This window comes from Asanoa ferruginea, assembly GCF_003387075.1.
GTDB lineage: Bacteria > Actinomycetota > Actinomycetes > Mycobacteriales > Micromonosporaceae > Asanoa > Asanoa ferruginea.
The window spans coordinates 5,679,527-5,699,260 of sequence record NZ_QUMQ01000001.1; the positions used below are offsets into that span (position 1 = coordinate 5,679,527).

General features: G+C 70.2%; 17 protein-coding genes. 3 read left to right on the forward strand and 14 right to left on the reverse strand.

Annotation, left to right across the window (positions count from 1 at the left end; all coding sequences use genetic code 11):
* The first annotated feature begins 104 nt into the window (after positions 1–104).
* Positions 105–1,313: an epoxide hydrolase family protein gene (locus DFJ67_RS26605; RefSeq protein WP_116070521.1), complete on the forward strand. Its 1,209-nt coding sequence runs from the start codon at positions 105–107 to the stop codon at positions 1,311–1,313.
* On the opposite strand, the gene DFJ67_RS26610 is transcribed toward DFJ67_RS26605, so the two are convergent.
* From DFJ67_RS26610 to DFJ67_RS26665, 12 genes are all read right to left on the reverse strand, one after another.
* A complete protein-coding gene (locus DFJ67_RS26610; protein WP_147315609.1) occupies positions 1,310–2,089 on the reverse strand; it encodes a class I SAM-dependent methyltransferase in 780 nt (259 codons plus the stop codon). The two genes, DFJ67_RS26605 and DFJ67_RS26610, sit on opposite strands and share 4 nt — an antisense overlap.
* 99 nt (positions 2,090–2,188) lie before the next feature.
* A complete protein-coding gene (locus DFJ67_RS26615; RefSeq protein WP_116070523.1) occupies positions 2,189–2,914 on the reverse strand; it encodes an alpha/beta hydrolase in 726 nt (241 codons plus the stop codon).
* Between the two features lie 121 nt (positions 2,915–3,035).
* The gene (locus DFJ67_RS26620) at positions 3,036–3,761 is read right to left on the reverse strand and encodes an alpha/beta fold hydrolase (protein WP_116070524.1); all 726 of its coding nucleotides are present in this window, start codon (positions 3,759–3,761) and stop codon (positions 3,036–3,038) included.
* Between the two features lie 125 nt (positions 3,762–3,886).
* Positions 3,887–7,198 (reverse strand): ThuA domain-containing protein, encoded by a 3,312-nt coding sequence (locus DFJ67_RS26625; protein WP_116070525.1) that lies wholly within the window; start codon positions 7,196–7,198, stop codon positions 3,887–3,889.
* Between the two features lie 62 nt (positions 7,199–7,260).
* Positions 7,261–8,364: a sugar phosphate isomerase/epimerase family protein gene (locus DFJ67_RS26630; protein WP_116070526.1), complete on the reverse strand. Its 1,104-nt coding sequence runs from the start codon at positions 8,362–8,364 to the stop codon at positions 7,261–7,263.
* 239 nt (positions 8,365–8,603) lie between these two features.
* The gene (gene manD, locus DFJ67_RS26635) at positions 8,604–9,812 is read right to left on the reverse strand and encodes a D-mannonate dehydratase ManD (RefSeq protein ID WP_116070527.1); all 1,209 of its coding nucleotides are present in this window, start codon (positions 9,810–9,812) and stop codon (positions 8,604–8,606) included.
* A gap of 18 nt (positions 9,813–9,830) precedes the next feature.
* Positions 9,831–10,670: a sugar phosphate isomerase/epimerase family protein gene (locus DFJ67_RS26640; RefSeq protein WP_116070528.1), complete on the reverse strand. Its 840-nt coding sequence runs from the start codon at positions 10,668–10,670 to the stop codon at positions 9,831–9,833.
* Entirely contained in the window at positions 10,667–11,749 is a 1,083-nt protein-coding gene (locus tag DFJ67_RS26645) for a Gfo/Idh/MocA family protein (RefSeq protein ID WP_116070529.1), read from the reverse strand. The genes DFJ67_RS26640 and DFJ67_RS26645 overlap by 4 nt, the downstream gene beginning before the upstream one ends.
* On the reverse strand, positions 11,746–12,579 hold the full coding sequence (locus DFJ67_RS26650) for a sugar phosphate isomerase/epimerase family protein (RefSeq protein WP_116070530.1): 834 nt from the start codon (positions 12,577–12,579) through the stop codon (positions 11,746–11,748). Before DFJ67_RS26650 ends, DFJ67_RS26645 begins: the two co-directional genes overlap by 4 nt.
* Positions 12,576–13,442 carry a carbohydrate ABC transporter permease gene (locus DFJ67_RS26655; RefSeq protein ID WP_116070531.1) on the reverse strand — a complete coding sequence of 289 codons (867 nt, stop codon included), beginning with the start codon at positions 13,440–13,442 and terminating at the stop codon, positions 12,576–12,578. The genes DFJ67_RS26650 and DFJ67_RS26655 overlap by 4 nt, the downstream gene beginning before the upstream one ends.
* Entirely contained in the window at positions 13,439–14,332 is an 894-nt protein-coding gene (locus DFJ67_RS26660; protein ID WP_239096973.1) for a carbohydrate ABC transporter permease, read from the reverse strand. The genes DFJ67_RS26655 and DFJ67_RS26660 overlap by 4 nt, the downstream gene beginning before the upstream one ends.
* Positions 14,329–15,666, reverse strand: coding sequence for a sugar ABC transporter substrate-binding protein (locus tag DFJ67_RS26665; RefSeq protein WP_116070533.1), 1,338 nt, complete (start codon positions 15,664–15,666; stop codon positions 14,329–14,331). The genes DFJ67_RS26660 and DFJ67_RS26665 overlap by 4 nt, the downstream gene beginning before the upstream one ends.
* A 116-nt stretch (positions 15,667–15,782) precedes the next feature.
* On the opposite strand from DFJ67_RS26665, the gene DFJ67_RS26670 reads away from it, so the two are divergent.
* Positions 15,783–16,778: a LacI family DNA-binding transcriptional regulator gene (locus tag DFJ67_RS26670; protein ID WP_203783092.1), complete on the forward strand. Its 996-nt coding sequence runs from the start codon at positions 15,783–15,785 to the stop codon at positions 16,776–16,778.
* Here the strand turns inward: DFJ67_RS26670 and DFJ67_RS26675 are convergent.
* Positions 16,739–17,377: a TetR/AcrR family transcriptional regulator gene (locus tag DFJ67_RS26675; protein ID WP_147315610.1), complete on the reverse strand. Its 639-nt coding sequence runs from the start codon at positions 17,375–17,377 to the stop codon at positions 16,739–16,741. The two genes, DFJ67_RS26670 and DFJ67_RS26675, sit on opposite strands and share 40 nt — an antisense overlap.
* Positions 17,378–17,466: 89 nt before the next feature.
* On the opposite strand from DFJ67_RS26675, the gene DFJ67_RS26680 reads away from it, so the two are divergent.
* Positions 17,467–18,507: an aldo/keto reductase gene (locus DFJ67_RS26680; RefSeq protein WP_116070536.1), complete on the forward strand. Its 1,041-nt coding sequence runs from the start codon at positions 17,467–17,469 to the stop codon at positions 18,505–18,507.
* Here DFJ67_RS26680 and DFJ67_RS26685 read toward each other — a convergent pair.
* The gene (locus DFJ67_RS26685) at positions 18,504–19,712 is read right to left on the reverse strand and encodes a glycoside hydrolase family protein (protein WP_147315611.1); all 1,209 of its coding nucleotides are present in this window, start codon (positions 19,710–19,712) and stop codon (positions 18,504–18,506) included. The two genes, DFJ67_RS26680 and DFJ67_RS26685, sit on opposite strands and share 4 nt — an antisense overlap.
* Between the last annotated feature and the right edge of the window lie 22 nt (positions 19,713–19,734).

Genomic DNA, 19,734 nt, shown 5'->3' on the forward strand with positions numbered 1-19,734 from the left:
GCCTTCGGCGCCGGCCCAGGATGACGCGCTCCATTTCCTCGACGTGCCGTGGATCAGCCGCTGGCGCGCGGCATGCCACGTTCAAACGTTGAGAGGAGTCCGAGTTGTCTGGGCAACGCGACGCGATCAGGCCGTTCACCGTCGAGGTTCCCGAGTCGGATCTCGACGACCTCCGCAGGCGCATCGCCGCCACCCGCTGGCCCGAAAGCGAACCCGTCGACGACGCGTCGCAGGGTGTGCAGGAAGACACGATGCGCGCGCTCGCCAGCTATTGGGGTGGCGACTACGACTGGCGCCGGGTCGAGCAGCGGCTCAACGCCTTTCCACAGTTTCTGACCACCATCGATGGTCTCGACATTCACTTCATCCACGTGCGTTCCAAGAACGACGACGCGCTGCCGTTGATCATCACGCACGGGTGGCCGGGCTCCGTCGTGGAGATGCTGTCGGCCATCGGCCCGCTCACCGATCCAGAGGCACACGGCGGCCGCGCCGAGGACGCCTTCCACGTGGTGATTCCGTCGATGCCGGGGTATGGATTCTCCGGCCGCCCCGACACCACCGGCTGGGATCCCGACCACATCGCCCGCGCCTGGACGGTGTTGATGAACCGCCTCGGCTATTCGCGCTACGCGGCGCAGGGCGGCGACTGGGGAGCGATCATCACCGACCTGATGGGTGTGCAGGCCGCCGACGGGCTGCTCGGCATCCACTCCAACATGCCCGGAACCGTCCCGGCCGCGGTCTCGAAGGTGATCGCGTCCAATGTGCTCGGCGCCGGCGACCCGCGGCCGACCGGTCTGTCCAAAGACGAGAGTCGCGCGTTCGACCAGCTCACATTCATGTTCACTAAGGGAATCGGGTACGCCGTGGAGATGGGCCTGCACCCGCAGACGCTCTACGGCATCGCCGATTCGCCGATCGGCCTCGCGGCCTGGATGCTCGACCACGACGCGCAGAGCTACGACGACATCTCGATGGCGTTCGTCGACGAGCAGCCGGTCGGCAGCCTGACCCGCGACGAGGTCCTCGACAACATCACGCTGACCTGGCTGACCAACACGGGCGTCTCGTCGGCGCGGCTCTACTGGGAGAACAAGCTCGGCTTCTTCGACGCCAAGGGCGTGCGGGTGCCGGCCGCCGTCAGTGTCTTCCCGCACGAGCTCTACCAGGCGCCGAAGTCGTGGACCGAAGCCGCCTACCCGGACCTCATCTATTTCAACGAGGTCGACATGGGCAACCACTTCGCCGCCTGGCAGGAGCCGGAGCTCTTCGCCAAGGAGGTCCGCAACGGCCTCTCGGCGGTCCGTTAGCCGGTGCGCGCGGCGGTGTAGACCGCCGTCAGCCGAGGGTCAGCCACTTCGCCGTCGATGAGGCCGGCGAGCCGGCTGAGGAACTGCTCGTGGTCGGCCGGGCTGAGCTCGGCGATGTTGGGGAACGTCGACCACAGCTCGCGCGCCGCCTCGGGTGTCAGTGTCTGCTCCCACTCGATGACGTCGACCGAGACGTCGCCGAACCAGCCGCCCGCGGTCAGCACGCCGCGCCAGCGCTCGGTGTCGAGCATGTATGGGCGGCTGTCGCGATAGCCGGGTCCGCCCGGCAGCAGGTCGTGGTAGACGTCGTCGAGCCGGTCGCGGAACGTCGTCGGGCGGTTGACGTCGCCGAAATCTGTCCACCAGGCCGCCAGCCAGCCGCCTGGTCTGACCAGGTCGCCGAGTTTCGCGATCGCGGCGACCGGATCGACCCAATGGAGTGAGGTCGCGGCCACCGCGAGGTCGAACGAGCCCGTGAGCTCAGCGGTCTCGAAGTCGCTGATCACCACCTCGGCGGCCGGGTGGGTGGCGGCGAGGATTTCAGCGAGGTTGGCGCCCGGCTCGACGGCGACGACGTCGGCGCCACGCGCCAGCAAAGGCCCGGTCGCCAGGCCCGTGCCGGCGCCGATCTCGAGCACCCGGGTGCCGGGCCGCAACCCACAACGGCTGACCAGCAGATCGAAGACCGCTTCCGGGTAGGGAGGCCGGCCGCGCCGGTAAGTCTCCGCAGCCGCGTTGAAGGACATCCGGCGTTGGCCCCGCTGCACCTCATCCACCTGGCGAGTCTGCCGTCAGGGCCAACGACCGGCAACGGATTTAGGCCCTGTTGGATAACTGAGGCCGGGCTGCGGCGGGCCTCAGTTATCAATCAGGGCCTAGCTGATGGACGCGGCCGCGGACAGGATCGCGTCGATCGTCACCTGCGGCTGCGAGATCATGGAGACGTGTGAGGCCTCGGCGGTGCTGATCGTCGCGTTGGCGCGCTCGCACATGCGGCGCTGGACGTCGGCCGGGATGATCCGGTCCTGGAGGCCGATGACCGACCAACTCGGCAGCGACTTCCAGGCCGGCGCGCCCGACGGGATGTTGTTGGCGCTCAGCGTCAGCGGCCGCTGGCCGGCCGCGATCAGCCAGCGATCGGCCTCCGGCAGGTCCTGCGCGAACGAGTTGTGCACCGCGTCGGGCTTGAGGAACGCCTCGACGTCACCCGGCGGCCCGCCCGGGTAGGGCACCGGGTCGAAGACCGTCGTCGGGTCGGGCACGGCGAGGGCCGAGCTGGAACCGCCGATGATCTGGAAGGTCGTCTCACCCTCGTCGGGGATGAACGCGTCGATGTAGACCAGCGCCCGCACGTCGCCACCGCCGGTCGCGGCGTTGGTGACGACGAACCCGCCGTAGGAGTGGCCGACCAGCACGACCGGGCCGCTGGTGCGTCCGGCCAGGAACGAGGCCACATAGGGCGCGTCGATCGTGACGCCCCGGAGCAGGTTGGTCGGTGCGAAGACGGTGAAGCCCTGACCCTGGAGGGTGGACGCCACGGCGTTCCAACTCGACGCGTCGGCCCAGGCGCCGTGCACGAGGACAATGGTGGGCTTTGCCATGCGGTCTCCCTAACGACAGAACGCGGCCAAAATGGATACAGCCGACCATATCTCCGCGAAGGGCTCAGCCGAGGCGGTTCGAAGCGCTTCGGCTGAGCTCCTCTGTCGTGGGGCGAGGGTGTTACTCGACCGAGGCGGCCGCGGCCAGGATGGCCTCGATGGTCACCTTGGGCTGCGACACCATGGACACGTGTGACGCGTCCGCGGTGGTGATGGTGGCACCGGCGCGCTCGGCCATCTGGCGCTGGGTGTCCGGCGGGATCACCTTGTCCTGCAGGCCGACGACGGCCCAACTCGGCAGCGACTTCCACGCGGCGGGACCGGACGGGGTGGTGTTGGCGCTGAGCGTGATGGGCCGCTGGCCGGCGGCGATCAGAGCGCGGTCGGCCTCGGGCAGGTCCTGTGCGAACGAGGTGTGCACGGTCTCGGGCTTGAGGAACGCCTCGACGTCGCCCTCAGGAGCGCCCGGGTAGCCGGCGAGGTCGAGCACGGTGGTCGGGTCGGGAACGGCGAGTGCCGAGCCGGAGCCGCCCAGAATCTGGAAGACGAACTCACCCTCGTCGGGGACGAACGCGTCGACGTAGACCAGCGCCCGCACGTCGCCGCCGCCGGTCGCCGCGTTGGTGATGACGAACCCGCCGTAGGAGTGACCGACCAGGACGACGGGGCCGGTCGTGCGCTGGGCGAGGAACGACGCGATGTAGGGCGCGTCGATGGTCACGCCACGCAGCAGGTTGGTCGGTGCGAGGACGGTGAAGCCCTGCTCCTGAAGGGGCGTCGCGACGGCGTTCCAGCTCGACGCGTCGGCCCACGCGCCGTGCACGAGGACGATGGTGGGTTTTGCCACAGGTGTCTCCCTAAGGCCGGTGAAACCGAGCTTTTGTCGTGAGCGTAGCTCGCGTCGCGGGGATGCATGATCGCCGAAACGGCCCGCCACCCCACAGGGGACGGCGGGCCGCTTCGCGACGAACTTCAGTCGAACTGGACCCAGTTGAGGTTGACCAGGCCGGTCGTCGGGCCGCCGGTCACGGCGCCGAAGACCAGGTAGAGCTTGTGCGTGCCGGCCGGGTAGCTGACCGGGACCGGGGTGTCGACGAAGGCGCCGTTGCCGGTCGTCGCGTTGAGCGTCGCGGTGGCCACCACCGGGCCGGTGGGTGAGTCGGCCCGCAACTCGACGGTCGCCCGCGGGGTGCCCACGGTGGTCGCCGAGCCGCCCGAGTGCCGCAGTGTCACGGTCGCCACGCCACCCAGGTTGATCGGGTCGAAGGCGATGTTGTCGCCCGGGTCGATGCCGTTGACGTGCTGGCCGCCGCCGGTGTCACCGGTGTTGGCGACCGTCACGCCGGTCTGCACCTGCGCGAACTCGGCCTGCTGTCGCGGCGTCTGGATGACCGCCTGGCCGACCGTGGTCAGCGGCGGCTGCCCGCCACCACCGAGGTCGGTGTAGGAGGCGCTGATCCCGCCGTAGAGATAGCCGCCCGCGTGGTCGGCGCCGTCGGCCGGTGACTGCACCGTGCCGGTGCAACCGGTCGTCGAGCCGTCCGGGTGACCGTGGGTGTCGTGACCGAGCACGAACGTCACCACCACGCGCGAGCAGTCGATCGGACCATCCTCGGGGTCGGATACCTCGACCGTGTAAGGGATCGAGTCGCCCCAGTCGAAGAACGTCCCCGCCAGCGGCGAGGTCACCCGCACCGTGGGCGCCGTGTTGCCGACCACGATGACCGTCGTCAGCACACCCGTCTTGCCGCTCGAGTCGGTCACCGTCAGCTTGGCCACATAGGAGCCATTCTGGGTGTACGTGAACGAGGGGTTCGGGTCCGCCGAGTCGACGGTGCCGTCGTTGGTGAAGTCCCAGGCGTAGGAGATGGACTCGCCCGGGTCGGGGTCGAAGGTGCCGGCCGAGGAGAACGCGACGTTCAGCGGTGCCTGCCCCGACGTCGGTGTCGCGGACAGCTTGACCACCGGCGACCGGGTGCCCTTCACATACCGGATGACGGAGAGTTGCGCGTCGGGGTTGGCGTTGAAGAAGCCGTCGCCGTATTCCAGGACATAGAGCGCGCCGTCGGGGCCGAACTCCATCTCCATCGGGTTGTCGAACACCACGCCGGGCAGGAACTGCTCGACGCCGGTCAGGTTGCCCTTGCCGTCGGTGCGCATCATGAAGATCTTGTCCCGGGTGAACTCGCCGAACACGACCGAGTTGTTGTAGTACTCCGGGAACTTCACTTCCGAGGTGCTGTCGGCGGCGTATTTGTAGATGGGGCCGCCGTGCGGGCCGACGCCACCCGTGCCGATCACCGGCCACTTGAAGTCGCAGGGGATCGGTGGGTTCTGGAGATAGGCACTGCTGCATGGCGTACGAGCCTCGTACGTGTACCAGAACTGCGCCTGCTGCACCGCCGGAAGCACGGACAGGCCGGTGTTGTGCCGCGAGTCGTTCACCGGAGCGCCGCAGTTGAATGGCGCACCCGAGGTGCGGGTCGCGAAGTCGAAGTCCACATAGGCCAAACTTGGCGAGACGCACAGCGGCCAGCCGTAGTTGCCGGCCGTGTTGGTGCTCAACCAGCGGCCGGTGCCCTCCGGCCCGCGCAGCGGGTTGGACACCCGCGAGTCGGGGGAGTAGTCACCGACGTACACCCGGCCGGTGCTGTCGACGTCGAACCGGAACGGGTTGCGCAGCCCCATCAGGAAGATCTCCGGACGGGTCTTGCCAGCGGTGTCCTGCGCCTCGGGGAACAGGTTGCCGTTCGGCACGGTGTAGGTGCCGTTGGCCTTCACCTTGATCCGCAGCAGCTTGCCGCGCAGGTCGTTGGTGTTGCCCGCCGAACGCCGGGCGTCGTAGCCCGGGCCCTGGTTGGGCGAGTCGTTGATCGGGGTGAACCCGTCCGAGCCGCCGGCATTGGTGTCGTCGCCGGTAATCAGGAACAGGTTGCCCTTGCCGTCGAACTTCACCTTGCCCGCGACGTGGCAGCAGATGCCGCGGTCGGTGTCGACCCGGATGATCTGCTGCTCGGTGGCCAGGTCGAGGTGCGGGGTGGCGCCGTCAACCAGCTTGAACCGGGAAAGCTGGTTGTAGCCCTTGAACTTGTCCCACGTCGTCGGGTCGGTGCTGGTCGCCGGCGCGTCGCCCTCGTTGACGCCCGGGGTCGCCGGGTTGTCGACGGGGGTGCTCAGCGGCGGCGCGTAGTAGACGTAGACCCACTTGTTGGTGGCGAAGTCGGGGTCGATCGCCAGCGTCTGTAGGCCGTCTTCGTCGTGCGAGTAGACCGGGATCGTGGTGATCACCGGGCTCGCGTTGGTCGCCGGGTCGTAGAGCCGGATCTGGCCGCCGCGGGTGTTGTGCAGCACCCGGCCGTCGGGCAGCACGGCCAGCGACATCGGCTCGCCGGGCTCGTCGTTGAGGGTGACCTTCTCGTAGTTGGCCAGCACGGTCGCGCCGCAGTCGCCCTCGACCACGCCGGACGCCCACTGGATGCCGCCGAGCAGGTGCTTCTTGTAGGCCGTGGCCCGGTAGGTCTCGATCGAGTGGCCGAGCCCGGTGTAGAAGGACCGCCCGCCCTGATAGTCCTTGCACCAGGTGATCGGATGGTCGAAGCCCATCGTGCCGCCGGTGACGCTCTTCTCGTCGACCGTGCCGAGCACGTGTGACTGGCCCCGGACGTTGGCGGTGAAGTTATACCACTCCTCGGTCAGCGTCAGCGTGCGCGGCACCGTCTCGGTCGCCGGGTGGACCCGGTCGGCGATGTCGACGTTGCCGGCTTCGACACCGGTGGCACTGGCCACCTTCGCGCCGACCAGCGCCTGGTAGAACGGCCAGTCCGGCTCGGTCTCGGCCGCCGCGTGCACGCCGACGTAGCCGCCGCCGGCCTTGATGTAGGCCTCGAACGCGCCCTGCTGCGCCGCGTTGAGGATGTCACCGGTGGTGTTGAGGAACACCACCGCGCGGAAATTGGCCAGGTTGTCGGCAGTGAACACGCCCGCGTCCTGGCTGGCCGTCACGGTGAAGCCGTTGTCCTTGGCCAGTGCGCGGATCGTCGCGACACCGTCCTGGATGGACGGCCGACGGACGCCGTCGGTCTTGGTGAAGACGAGCACCTTGTAGTTCTTCGGTGCCCGCGCCTCGGAACGTAGGGCCGGCGGGCCGTTCTCGGCCGCGACAAGCTGTTCCGGGTCCGTGGCCCGGGGGTCCGCCTGGGCACTGGTGGGTGCCAGTGCCACAAGCGGTAGTCCGATGGTCGCCGCGGCCAGCACTGCCAGCCGTCGGCGGAGGGTGGATGGCATCTTTCCTCCGGGGTATTGGGTTGCCTCGGAGGCCGGGCGCGCGCCGCCGCGCCCGGCCCGGCTCAGTGGCCGCGCTTGTAGATGGTCAGCTCGCTCATGTTCTGGTAGGAGATCGCGGCGAAGTCGAGCGACTGGCCGGGGTTGGCCGTGCCGCCGGGCGCGTTGTCCTGCTCCCAGTTGGCGTGCCGGTAGTCGGCGTCGCCGATGGTCTCGAAGAACTGCTGGAAGTTGATGTCGCCCTCGCCGAGCGGCACCATCTCGTACCCGTTGCTCAAAGCGCTGTTGCGGTTGCCGTCCTTGGCGTGGAACAGCGGGAACCGGTCGCCGCGCGAGGCCACGTTGAGGATCGGGTCGAACAGGTCGGTGCGCTCGACGCCGCGCTTGTCGATGAACTTCTGGTGCTTGAACCGGGCCACGTAGGCCCAGTAGATGTCGAGCTCGAAGAAGACATACTTCGGGTCGGCCTTGCCGAAGAAGTATTCGAGCTTGCGCATGCCCGACGAGCGGGTCGGCTTGCCGTTGGCGTCCAGCGGGCCCTCGTCGAGCAGGAACCCGTACGCCGCGTCGTGGTTGTGGGTGTAGAGCTTCATCCCACGGCGCTTGGCCTGCCGGCCGAGCTCGTTCCAGACGTCGGCGGCCGCGTCCCAGTCCGCCGTGTAGGCGGAGTTCGTCGGGTCGGAGCCCGTGCCGATGTGCTTCATGCCGAGCGTCTCGGAGATGTCGAGCTGCTCGGTGAAGGTGGTCGGGTTGATCGAGGTGTGCGTGCCGTTGGCGACCAGCCCGTTGTCGTCGAGGATCTTGCGGATCTCCGCCGGGGTGATCTGCCGGCCGAGGATCGAGGTGTGCTGGGTGTAGCCGGCGAACTCGACCTCCTTGTAGCCGAGCTCGGCGACCCGGGCCAGCACCCGCTCGAAGCCGTAGGGGATGCCGCTGTCGTCGGGCGCGGCCGAGATCCGGTCGCGCACGGAGTAGAGGATGATGCCGCGCCGCTTCGCTGGGATCAGCTCGTCGGCGTGCAGGCCGCGGTCGCCGATCGCGGGTGCGCTGGTCGACAGCACCGGCAGCCCGGCCGCGCCGATGGCGGCGGCGGCGGCGCCGGAGGCCTTCAGGATGTTGCGCCGGGTGAGCCGGCTGCGTGCGGCGGGGTCCAACGGAGTTTCGGTCATCGTCGTCCGTCCTCTCGGCGGCAGGCAGCCGCCAGCGTCGCGACAGCAGGGTGAAGCCGTCACGTGGGATGGGTGAATCGATTCAGGCGCCGCCGACGCGCCTGCGGAGCGACCCGGGTTGTGTCGGGAGTGTTACGGGGATAGACCGACGATAATGGCACTCGGGGCCAAAAAGATAGATGGTTGCGAGCGAAAGTTCTAAGAGGATCGCCGCAACTTTTGCACGATCGACGGAAAGTTCACCAGCTGTGCAGTGTGCCGTCTTCGAGCCGGTTGACCGGCAGCGCGGCCGGGCGGTAAGGGTATTGGGCGGCCAGCTCCTCGTCGATGTCCACACCCAGCCCGGGCTCCTCCGACGGGTGCAGGTAGCCGTCGGCGAAGTGGTAGCCGTGCGGGAAGACCGCGTCGGTCTCGGCCGTGTGTCGCATGTATTCCTGAAGGCCGAAGTTGGGGATCGAGATGTCGAGGTGCAGCGCCGCCGACATGCAGACCGGCGAGAGGTCGGTCGCGCCGTGCGAGCCGCTGCGCACCTGGTGCAGCGCGGCCAGGTCGAAGATCCGGCGCAGGTGGGTGATGCCGCCGGCGTGCACCACGGTGGCCCGGATGTAGTCGATGAGCTGCTCCGCGATGAGCTGCTGGCAGTCCCAGATGGTGTTGAACACCTCACCGATCGCGATCGGGGTCGTGGTGTGCTGGCGGATCAGCCGCAGGCTCTGCTGCAACTCGGCCGGTGTCGGGTCTTCCATCCAGGTCAGTGCGTAGGGCTCGAGGCTCTTGCCCAGCCGGCCGGCCTCGATCGGGGTGAGCCGGTGGTGCACGTCGTGCAGCAGCCGCAACTGCGGGCCGAACTCGTCGCGGACCCGGGCGAACACGCTCGGCGTGTGGGTCAGGTAGCGCTCGGTCGACCAGACGGCCTCGCTCGGAATCGCCGCGTCGGCCGGCTCGTAGAACATCTTGTCGCCGCTGACGCCGTAGGTCGTGGCCAGCCCGGGCACGCCGGCCTGCACCCGCACGGCTTTGTAGCCCAGGTCGACGTAGCGGGCCACCTCGGCGAGCACCCCTTCGGTGTCTTCCGCGTTGGCGTGCCCGTACACCGTGACGCCTTCCCGGCTGCGACCGCCGAGGAGCTGGTAGACCGGCATGCCGGCGGCCTTGCCCTTGATGTCCCACAGCGCCGTGTCGACCGCGGCGATCGCGGTCATCGTCACCGGGCCGCGCCGCCAGTAGGCACCCTTGTAGAGGTATTGCCAGGTGTCTTCGATCCGGCTGGCGTCGCGGCCGATCAGCGCCGGCACCACGTGCTCGGTCAGGTAGGCGGCGACCGCCAGCTCGCGCCCGTTGAGCGTGGCATCGCCGACCCCGGTCAGGCCGTCGTCGGTGATCAGTTTGAGGGTGACGAAGTTGCGGCCGGGGCTGGTCACGATCACCCGCGCGTCGACGATCTTCACGGCTGCCCTCCGTCGGGGTTAACCCGCGAGCGTGCGCAGGTAGGCGAGGTTGTCCCGGGTGCGCTCCGCGAGCGGTAGCGCCGTCGAGAAGTCTTCCACGGTCACCCAGTTGTCGTAACCGACGGCCCGCAGCGCCGTGAAGTAGGCCCCTAGGTCGGCCTGGCCGGTGCGCAGTGGTGCCCAGTCCGGTGCCCACGCGGTCGACCCGTCAGCCCGGGTGCCGACCGGACGCCAGGCCACATTCTTCACGTGTACGTGTGCCAGATAGGGGCCCAGCAGCTCGAAGGCGGCCAGATGGTCCTCGTGGCCCTCGATGATCAGGTTGCCGACGTCGTGGATGACACCGACCCGGGCCGGGTCGAGTCCATCGACGAGGCGCAGCGCGGCCGACGCGGCGGCGGCGATCGTGCCGTGGTGCAGCTCGACCAGCGCGGTGACCCCGTGCGCGGCGGCCCGCTCGGCCGCCCAGGCCAGGTCGTCGCGGGTGGCCGCGAACAGCTCGGGATAGGGCGCGGTGCCCAGCTTCGGCATGGTGACCCGGACCCGCCCGGCGCCCAGGGCCGCCGTAGCGGCCAGCATCCGTTCGACGTCGGAGCGCTCGTTGCTCGGCACGTAGCCGCCGATGCCGGAGAAGTCGAGGCCCGCGTCGCGGGTGATCCGGGCGATCTCGGGCAGGCTCTCCTCGAGCCCGCGCAGCGGCCAGGTGGCCCGGTTGCCGGTCCAGAAGCCCGGCACCGGCGCGTCGTCCTGGTCGGTGACCCGCCACTCGATGCCGTCCCAGCCCTGCGCGGCCAGCTCGGCGGCTGCCTCGGCCGGGTTCCACTGTGGAGTCGACGCCGTGAACACCGAGAACCTCATCGGGCCGCCTCCGCCAGGTCGTCGAAGCTGCCGGCGAGCACGTCGTCGACCGCGACCGGCCGGCCGAGCGCCGCCGACGCGTACACCGCGTGCACGACGGCGACCGCGAGCAGACCGTCGCGCAGCCCCACACCGGGTGGCCGCCCCCCGTCGATGGCGGCCACCACGTCGTCGTATTGGCGCAGGTGGCCCAGCACGAAGCTGTCGTCGGGCTTCGGCGCGCCGCGCAACTCGCTCGCCGGCACCGCGTCGTCGGCCCGCTCGACGCCCGTCGCGTGCAGGTATTCGAGCTGGTCGTCGTGGATGACCGCGGAGCCGCCGGTGCCGTGCACCTGCAACCGGACGCCGAGCCCGGGATGGCCGGCGGTGGTCGCGTGCAGGGTCGCCAGCGCGCCGGACGCGAACCGCAGCGTGGCGGCCGCGACATCTTCGACCTCGATCCGCTCGTGGGCCAGCCGGGCGGTGTAGGCGGCCACCTCGACCGGCGCGCCGAGCAGCCAGAGCAGCAGGTCGACGGTGTGCACGCCCTGGTTCATCAGCGCACCGCCGCCGTCGAGCCGGCGGGTGCCCCGCCAGTCGGCCGAGTCGTAGTAGCTCTGCGCCCGCCACCACGGCACCGTCGCCACCGCCGACGTGATCTGCCCGAGCCCGCCGCCGTGCACGGCCGCCGCGACCGCGACGCTGGCCGGGTCGAAGCGGTGCTGGCTGACCACGGAGGCGACCAGCCCCTTCGCGGCGAACTCGTCGGCGCGGTCGGCGAGCCGGCGGGCGGCGGCCGGCCCGGCGTCGAGCGGCTTTTCCACCAGCACGTGCACGCCGGCCGCCAGCGCCTCCTCGGCCTGCTCGACGTGTAGCCCGGTCGGGGTGCAGATGGCGACCAGCCCGATCGGGCCCGCGGCCAAGGCGTCGGCCAGGTCGGCGAACGCGGTCGCGCCCGTCTTCGCGGCCAGTGCGGCGCGGGCCGCCGGGTCCTGGTCGATGACGGCGGCCAGCCGCAGGCGCGGATGTCGGGCCACCGCCTGGGCGTGGGCGTCGCCGATGATGCCGGCACCGACAATGCCGACAGGGATGCTGGTCATCGCGTTTCGACTCCGATCGATTCGGTGAGGGCGGCGAAGGCGCGGGCGGCCCGGCCGAACTCCGCCGGGCCGGAGAAGCCGCCGGTCGCGCTCTGCAGCGCGAGGTGCGGTTCGAGCGAGGCGAAGCCGGTGTAGCCGTCGTCGCGCAGCGCGGTCAGCGTCTCGCGTAGCTCGCCGTCGCCGTGCCCGGCCGGCACCACCGCGCCGGTCGCCGCGACCGCGTCCTTGACCTGTAGATACTCGAGGTGCGGGCGGAGCATGGCGTATCCGTCGGTGAACGGCCGCACGCCGACCTGCACGAAGTTGGCGTTGTCCCAGGCCACCCGCAGCGCCGGCGAGCCGACCGACTCGACCAGGTCGCGTACGCGATCCGGGGTGTCGCCGTAGATCTCCTTCTCGTTCTCGTGCACCAGCGTGACGCCTTCGCGCTCGGCGACGGTGGCCCATTCCCGCATCCGGCGCAGCACCTCGTCGCGGATCTCCTCGGCGCTGATGCCGGGTGCGCGGTAGAAGGAGAACAGCCGGATGTAGCGGCACTCCAGGCGGTGCGCGGCTGCGATCGCGCTTTTCAGCCGCACGCGCTCACCGGCCGGATCGTCGGTGATGTCGACCTTGCCGATCGGCGACGCGATCGCGGAGACCGCCATGCCGCGCTCGGCGAGCAGCGCCGCGATCCGGTCGAGCTGGCCCGCGTCGAGGTCGACGACGTTGACCTCCCAGGCGCTGCGCAGCTCCAGGTGCCGGGCGCCGAGCGCGGCCAGCACGGCGAGCTGCACCACCGGGTCGGGGTCGATCTCGTCACCGAAGCCGGACAGGGTCCACTGCGTCATCGCACGCCTCCCGTGGTCAGCCCGGCCACCAGATAGCGCTGGAAGACCAGGTAGAGCGCGACTACCGGCACCGCACAGACCAGGGCCGCCGCCATCAGCTGCCCGTAGACCGGCAGGGCGCCGCCTTCCTGGCTGGCGCCGAAGATCTGCAACTCGACCGCGGCGGTGCGGCTGTCGGGGTTGGTCAGCACCGAGGCGAACAGTACGTCGTTCCAGCCCAGCAGGAACGCGAACACGCCACTGACGACCAGGCCGGGCCAGCTCAGCGGCGCGATCACCCGGGTGAGCACCCGCCAGGGCGAGGCGCCGTCGACCCGGGCGGCCTCGTCGAGCTCCGGCGGCAGCTCGCGCAGGTAGGTGACCATCACCCACGTCGAGAACGGCAGCGCGAAGGTCAGATAGGTGATCAGCACGGCCCACCGGGTGCCGATGATGGTGACGCCGAGCGCGGTGGCGGCGCTGGCGAACAGCACGAACACCGGGAGCAGGAGCAGCGTGCCGGGGATGCTCTGGAGCGCGAGCAGGCCGCGGAGCACCGTGACGCGGCCGCGGAAGGCATAGCGCACGAGGACGTACGCGGACAGCAGCGCGACGAACGCACTGATGACCGCGACGGCCCCGGCGATCAGCACGCTGTTGACCAGGCCCCGACCGAGGTTGGTGGTCGACCAGATCTTGGCGTAGTTGTCGATGTGGAAGCCGTCGGGCCAGAGCGCGCCACGGGCCACCGCCAGGTCGGAGCTGACGCTCGCGAGCGCCATGTAGGCCAGCGGACCCAGCACGATCAGCAGCAGCACGGTCAGCACCACCGCGCGCAGCGGACCGGGCAGCAGCCGGGCAACCTCCTCCGAGCGCGGCTTCATCGCGAGCCCCGCTCGCGGCCGGTGTCGAGGCGCACGGCGCGCAGGTAGACCGCCATCGGGATGGCGACCAGCACCAGCGAGATCACGGCCATCGCGACGCTGAGCCCGAACTCGAAGTTCTGGAAACTCTCCACATAGGTCAGCACGGGCAGCACCTCCACGTCGACCGGGCTCGGCACGCCGAAGAGCACGAACGGCAGCGTGAAGCTGTTGACGTTGTGCAGGAACGAGATGACCAGCGCGAGCGAGACCGGGCCGCGGAGCTGGGGCAGCACGACGTAGCGCAGCTTGGCCCACCAACCGGCGCCGTCGAGCGCCGCCGCCTCGTGCACGCTCGCGTCGACCGACTGGAGGCCGGCCGCGGCCAGCAGGTAGACCAGCGGCCAGCCGGACCAGAGTTGCACCAGGACCAGCGCCCAGAAGCTGCGCGGCCCGTTGAGCCACAGGCCGTCGGTGCCCAGCACCCGGTTGGCGATGCCATCGGGCTGGAAGATGATCCGCCACGTGCTGCCGACCACGAACGCCGGCAGCACGTAGGGGATCAGCAGGATCGAGCGCACCAGCCCGCGGCCGCGGAACCGGTCCTGGGTCGCGATCGCGGCGGCCAGCCCGAGCGGCACGCAGGCGAGCGAGACCAGCGCCGAGTAGCCGAGGCTGATGCCGATCGCGTGCACGAGATGCGAGTCGCGGACCGCCTCGACGTAGTTGTCGAACGCGATGAAGTCGGCGCCGACCCATTCCCGGATCGAATACTGGTCGAGGTCGAGCAGCGAGATGTAGAGAGCGACCGCCAGCGGGACGACGATCACCAGCAGGGTGAGCACGCCACCCGGCAGGAACATCCAGAGTGGACGTCCCTGCCGGGTCGCGGGGCGGCGGCGCTCGCTCACTTGGCCTTGTCGAGCGCGCCCTGCGCGGTCGATTGAGCCTGGCCGAGCAGCCCGGTCAGCTTGCCGTCGTCGACCTTGCCGGCCGACAGGTCGGGGATCGACTGCACCACCACGTTGGTCAGCGCGAGCTGCACCTGACCCCAGGCGCCGGTGAACGGCGTGTTGACCGACTTGCCGGCCGAGTCGACGATCGCGGCCAGCGCCGGGTCGCTGCCCAGGGCCTTGGCCGCGGCCTGGTTGGTCGGCAGCTCACCGAACGTCTTGTAGTAGCTGGTCTGCGACTCTTCGCTGGTCAGCTGCTTGACCAGGGCCAGCGCCAGGTCCTTGTGCTTGCTGTATTTGGCGACCACGACGTTGTCGCCGGACAGGATGCTGGTCGCCGGGACACCGCCGGCCGGCAGCGCGGTCGCGCCGGGCGGGATCGTCGGCATCACCGCGTAGGCGTATTTGCCGGCCACCGCCGACTTGTCGAGGGTCACCTTGGAACTGGCCGAGACCATCGGCAGGAACGCCGCCTTGCCCTCGCCGAACGCGGCGATCGCCTGTGCGTTCTTCCAGCCCACGGCGGCCGGATCGACCACCTTGTCGGTGGCCAGCCAGCCGAGGTAGCTCTGGTAGGCGAGCTTGGTGTTGGGGCTGTCGAGCGTGGCCTTGCCGTCTTTGACGAGCGGGCTGCCGGCCTGGGTGGTCATCGCCCAGATGAACTTCCACGGGTCGAACCCGTCGGCGTAGCCGATCGCCAGCCCGTATTTGCCGTCTTTGGTGAGCTGCTTGGCCTGGTCACGCAGGCCGTCCCAGCTGTCGGCGGGCTTGTCGATGCCGGCGGCGGTGAGCAGGTCTTTGTTGTAGGCCATCACGAACGGGCGGCTGGCGAACGGGATGCCGACCTGGTGCTGCTCGTCGGGGCCGGAGATGCCGAGGGTGGCCGGCAGGAACCGGTCGCGGCCGCCGACCTTGTCCCAGTCGTCCTGCTGCAACTCGACGAACGCGCCCGTCGCGTAAGCCGTCGGGGTGAAGGTCGTGCCCAGTGCGTAGACGTCGGGGCCCTGGCCGGCGACCACCGAGGTCTGGATCTTTGTGAGCTCGTCGTTGGCGGAGGCGAACGTCTCGAACCGCACGGTCGCGCCGGTCTCCTTCTGGAACTTGCTGGAGACCTCGGTGAACCACGCCCGTTGCTGCTCGGGGTAGATGTTGTTGACGCCCATGAGCATGGTGAGGGTGACGCCGGAGTTGTCACCGGTCGTGCCGCCGCCGTCGTCATCGGAGCCGCAGGCGGTGAGTGCCGAACCCAGCAAGAGCGCGCTGATCAGCGCGGCGAAGGTGCGTCTGTGCATCGGAAACTCCTCGGGGAAGGAGTGGGAATGGTCGATGTTGTGGGCCGACGCTAGTCAGCCGGATTCCGGCGTGACAACCGTTTGCCATGTGTTGCCATCGGTGGTTTGCTGGCGCCGTGGACGACGGACGGCGGCGGCCGGTGACCATCGCCGACATCGCCGCGGCGACCGGCGTGGCGACGTCGACGGTGTCCCGCGCCCTGTCCCGGCCGGGCCGGGTCAGCGCCGCCACCCGCGAGCGGATCCAGGCCGCCGCCCGCGAACTCGACTACGTGCCGCACCCGACGGCCCGGGCGCTCGCGTCCGGTCGCACCGGCACGGTCGCCCTGGTCGTCTCCGACGTCACCAACCCGTTCTACTTCGGCATGATCCGCGGCACCCAGCAGCAGCTCAAGGCGGCCGGCTACGCCCACCTGCTGATCGACACCGAAGACTCGGGCGAGCACGAGATCGAGATGCTGCACACCATGCGCCGCTCGCTCGACGGTGCGATCCTCGGCGCGTCCCGGCTGCCGGCGCGATCGTTGGTCGCGCTGGCCGACGAGATCCCGCTGGTCACCGTCAACCGCAACGTGCGCGGCGTGCCGTCGGTCGTGATCGACACCCCCGCCGGCATCGCCCAGGCGGTCGAGCACCTGGTCTCGCTCGGCCACCGCGACATCGTCTACGTCTCCGGGCCGCAGCAGTCGTGGTCCAACCAGGCCCGCTGGCAGGCGATGAAGGCCGCGCTCGAGCGCCACAAGCTGGGCGCCCAGCGGGTCGGCCCGTTCCCGTCCGGTCGCGGTTCGGGCACCGCGGCCGCCGACGCGGTGCTCAACAGCGGTGCCACGGCCTGCGTGGCGTTCAACGACCTGTTCGCGATCGGCATGCTGACCCGGCTGCGCGAGCGCGGCGTGCGGGTGCCGGCCGACCTGAGCGTGGTCGGTTGCGACGACATCTTCGGCGCCGACTTCAGCAACCCGCCGCTGACCACGCTGACCGCGCCGATCGAGCAGGCCGGCCGGGTCGCGGTGTCGCTGCTCGTGTCGCGATTGGAGCACCAACCGTTGCGCCGCGCGGTGGTGTTGCCGACCTACCTGACCGTGCGCGACTCGACGGGTCCGCGGCGGTAGACCCCGAGCCACCAGGTCTGCGCCAACTCGCGGGCGAAGGCGGCGTCGGTGGCGGGTTCGCGAGCGGTGATCTGGTCGACGATGGCCCGCTCGCCGCCGATGACGATGATGCGGGCGACACTGACCAGGTCGACGCTCGCGGCGACCCGGCCGGCCTCCTGCTCGACGCGGAGCACCGCCAGTGTCCGGTCGACGAACTGGCCGAGCCGACCGTTCCAGAAGTCGCGCACGGTCGCGTCGTAGCCGGCGACCTCGTTGATCGCGCGGACGACGCCGGCGTGCTCGCGGTAGATCCCGAGCACCTCCTGGAAGGCGCCCGCCATCCGGTCGACGCCCTCGTCGGGCTCCCAGGCCGAGGCGACACTGAAGGACGTGGCCACCAGGTCGCTGGCCAGCCGCATGACCAGGTCGACCTTGTCGCGGAAATGGGCGTAGAAGGTCGAGCGGGCGACACCGGCCTCGGTGGCGATCTGTTGCACGCCGAGCTCGGTGAAGTTGGCGCCACCGGACAACAGCCGCCGGGTCGCGGCCAGGATGTCCCGCTCGCCCGAGGCCGGCCGCCCGGGACCCGCGCTGCGGCGTCGGGTGATCGATGGCACGGAGATCACACTACACCTTGCCCGGACACGGTGTAGCGTAATTGTCGGACACGATGTCCGGACAGCGTGACGGGGAAAAGGGGCAGACAGTGAAATACCGCCTATTGGGTCGCACCGGGGTGTGGGTCTCGGAGATCTCGCTCGGCACGATGACGTTCGGCGGCAAGGACCACCCGGTGTTCAGCAAGCTCGGCGCACTGGGGCAGGAGCAGGTCAACCAGGTCGTCGGCACCGCGCTCGACGCCGGGGTCAACTTCATCGACACCGCCGACGTGTACGCCGACGGCGAGAGCGAGGAGCTGCTCGGCCGGGCGATCGGGAAGCGCCGCCGCGACGTGGTGATCGGCACCAAGCTGCTGGCACCCGTCGGGCCCGGCCCCAACGACCAGGGCCTGACCCGGCTGCACGTGATGCGGTCGCTGGAAGACAGCCTGCGCCGGCTCGGCACCGACTACATCGACCTCTACCAGATCCACAACCACGACCACGTAACGCCGATCGAGGAGACGCTCAGCGCCCTCGACGACGCCGTACGCCAGGGCAAGATCCGCTACATCGGCAGCTCCAACCTGGCCGCCTGGCAGATCAGCAAGGCGCTGGGCGTCTCCGCGCTGCACAACCAGGCGCGGTTCGTGGCCAACCAGACGCACTACTCGCTGGTCTCCCGCGACGCCGAGCGCGACCTGGTGCCGATGGCCGAGGACGCGGGACTGAGCCTGACGGTGTGGAGCCCGCTCGCCGGCGGTTTCCTGTCGGGCAAGTTCGACCGCGGCGGTGTGGCAACCGAGTTGGACTCCCGCCGGATCCAGGCGGGCGCCGACTTCGTCCCGTTCGACGAGGAGGCCGGCTTCGCGATCGTCGACGCGCTGCGCGTCGTCGCCGCGCGACACGAGGTCAGCCCGGCCCGGGTCGCGATCGCCTGGCTGCTCGCACAGCGCGCGGTCACCAGCGTCGTCGTCGGCGCCCGCAAGCTCGACCAGCTCACCGACAACATCGCCGCGAGCGACCTGACGCTGACCGAGCAGGACCTCGCCGAACTCGACGAGGTGAGCCGCCCGCCGGTCGCCTACCCCAACTGGATCCAGGCGGCGTTCGGCCCGACCCGGATCCCGGCCGCCAACCGCGCCTAGGCTTCGGCTCGCCGCACGAACAAGGTGGTCCAGTGCACGGCCGCGACCCGGCCGTCGCGGAGCCGGACCAGCGAGGTCGGCACGCCGTCGCAGCCCAACTCCTCGCGGGTCCAGGTGCCGGCATCGCTGCGCAGCCAGGCGGCGGCACACTCGCGGGTGCCGCCGGCCTCGTCGCTGTCGCGTTCCTCGCCGGTGCTGCCGACCGCGACCACGGTGCCGTCCGGCAGCGCGGTCGCGGCGGTCAGCATCCGGGCGTCGGGGTCTTCGCGCTGCCACGCCGTGCCGTCGGCGGAGGTGAGCACCAACGCCGCGCCGCGGATGTCGCCGTCGGCGCCGCCGAGTGCGACGAACCGGTGGCCGTCGTGCAGCAGCACCGCCAGTTGCGGGTCGCCGCCGAGGTCGGGCACCGTTGCCAGCCGCCATTTCCGGCCACCGTCAGTCGATACCCAGGTGACGACCGTGTAGTGCTGGTCGCGTTCGGCACTGGTGCCGATCGCGACCAGCCGCCCGTCGGGCGCTGCGGCGACGCTGTTGACGCCGGTGCTCCGCGCCCGCGGCGGGGTCGGCAGGTCGACCGCCCGCCACTGCTCGCCGTTGGTCGACAGCCAGGCCAGCGTGCGGTCGTTGTGCCGGCCGACCGCGACGTAGCCGGTCTCGGTGGCGGCCAGCGACAGCGGCCCGACGTGGCTGGCGAACGGGTCTTCGCCCTTGTCGGCATCGAACTGGGCGACCGTGCGCCACCCGTCTGGGGTGCCGTCGCCGCGCAGGATGGCCGTGTTGTAGGCGTAGGCGTCGCCGTGGAAGGTGTGCTTGGTGATCGCGAGGTAGCCGCCGCCGTGCGCGGGCACGGCCGACAGGACGCTGTTGCGGTCTTCGCCCGGCAGGCTGTCGCCGCCGGTGAACCGCTTGGGAGTCACCACTGTGGACCGCAGGCAGTCGCCCTCGCCGACCCAGTAGCCGGTGGACAGCCCGTCGCGCCCGAAGCCCGCATAGCAGCCGTCGGGGTCGGCGACCAGCACCTGCGGGCCGCCCATCCAATCGTCGTCGACGGCGAAGGCGCTGTGCACCGCCCGCCAGTTGCCGACCCCGTCGGCGCGATCGGGGCGCCCCCTCGTCGCCCCGTCGCGCGCCAGCCACGCCGCGCCCACCACCACCGCGAGCACCGCTATCGCGGCGCCCGCGACAACCCCCGTTGCCTTCCGCACGAGCGCCAGCCTGCCACCCCGG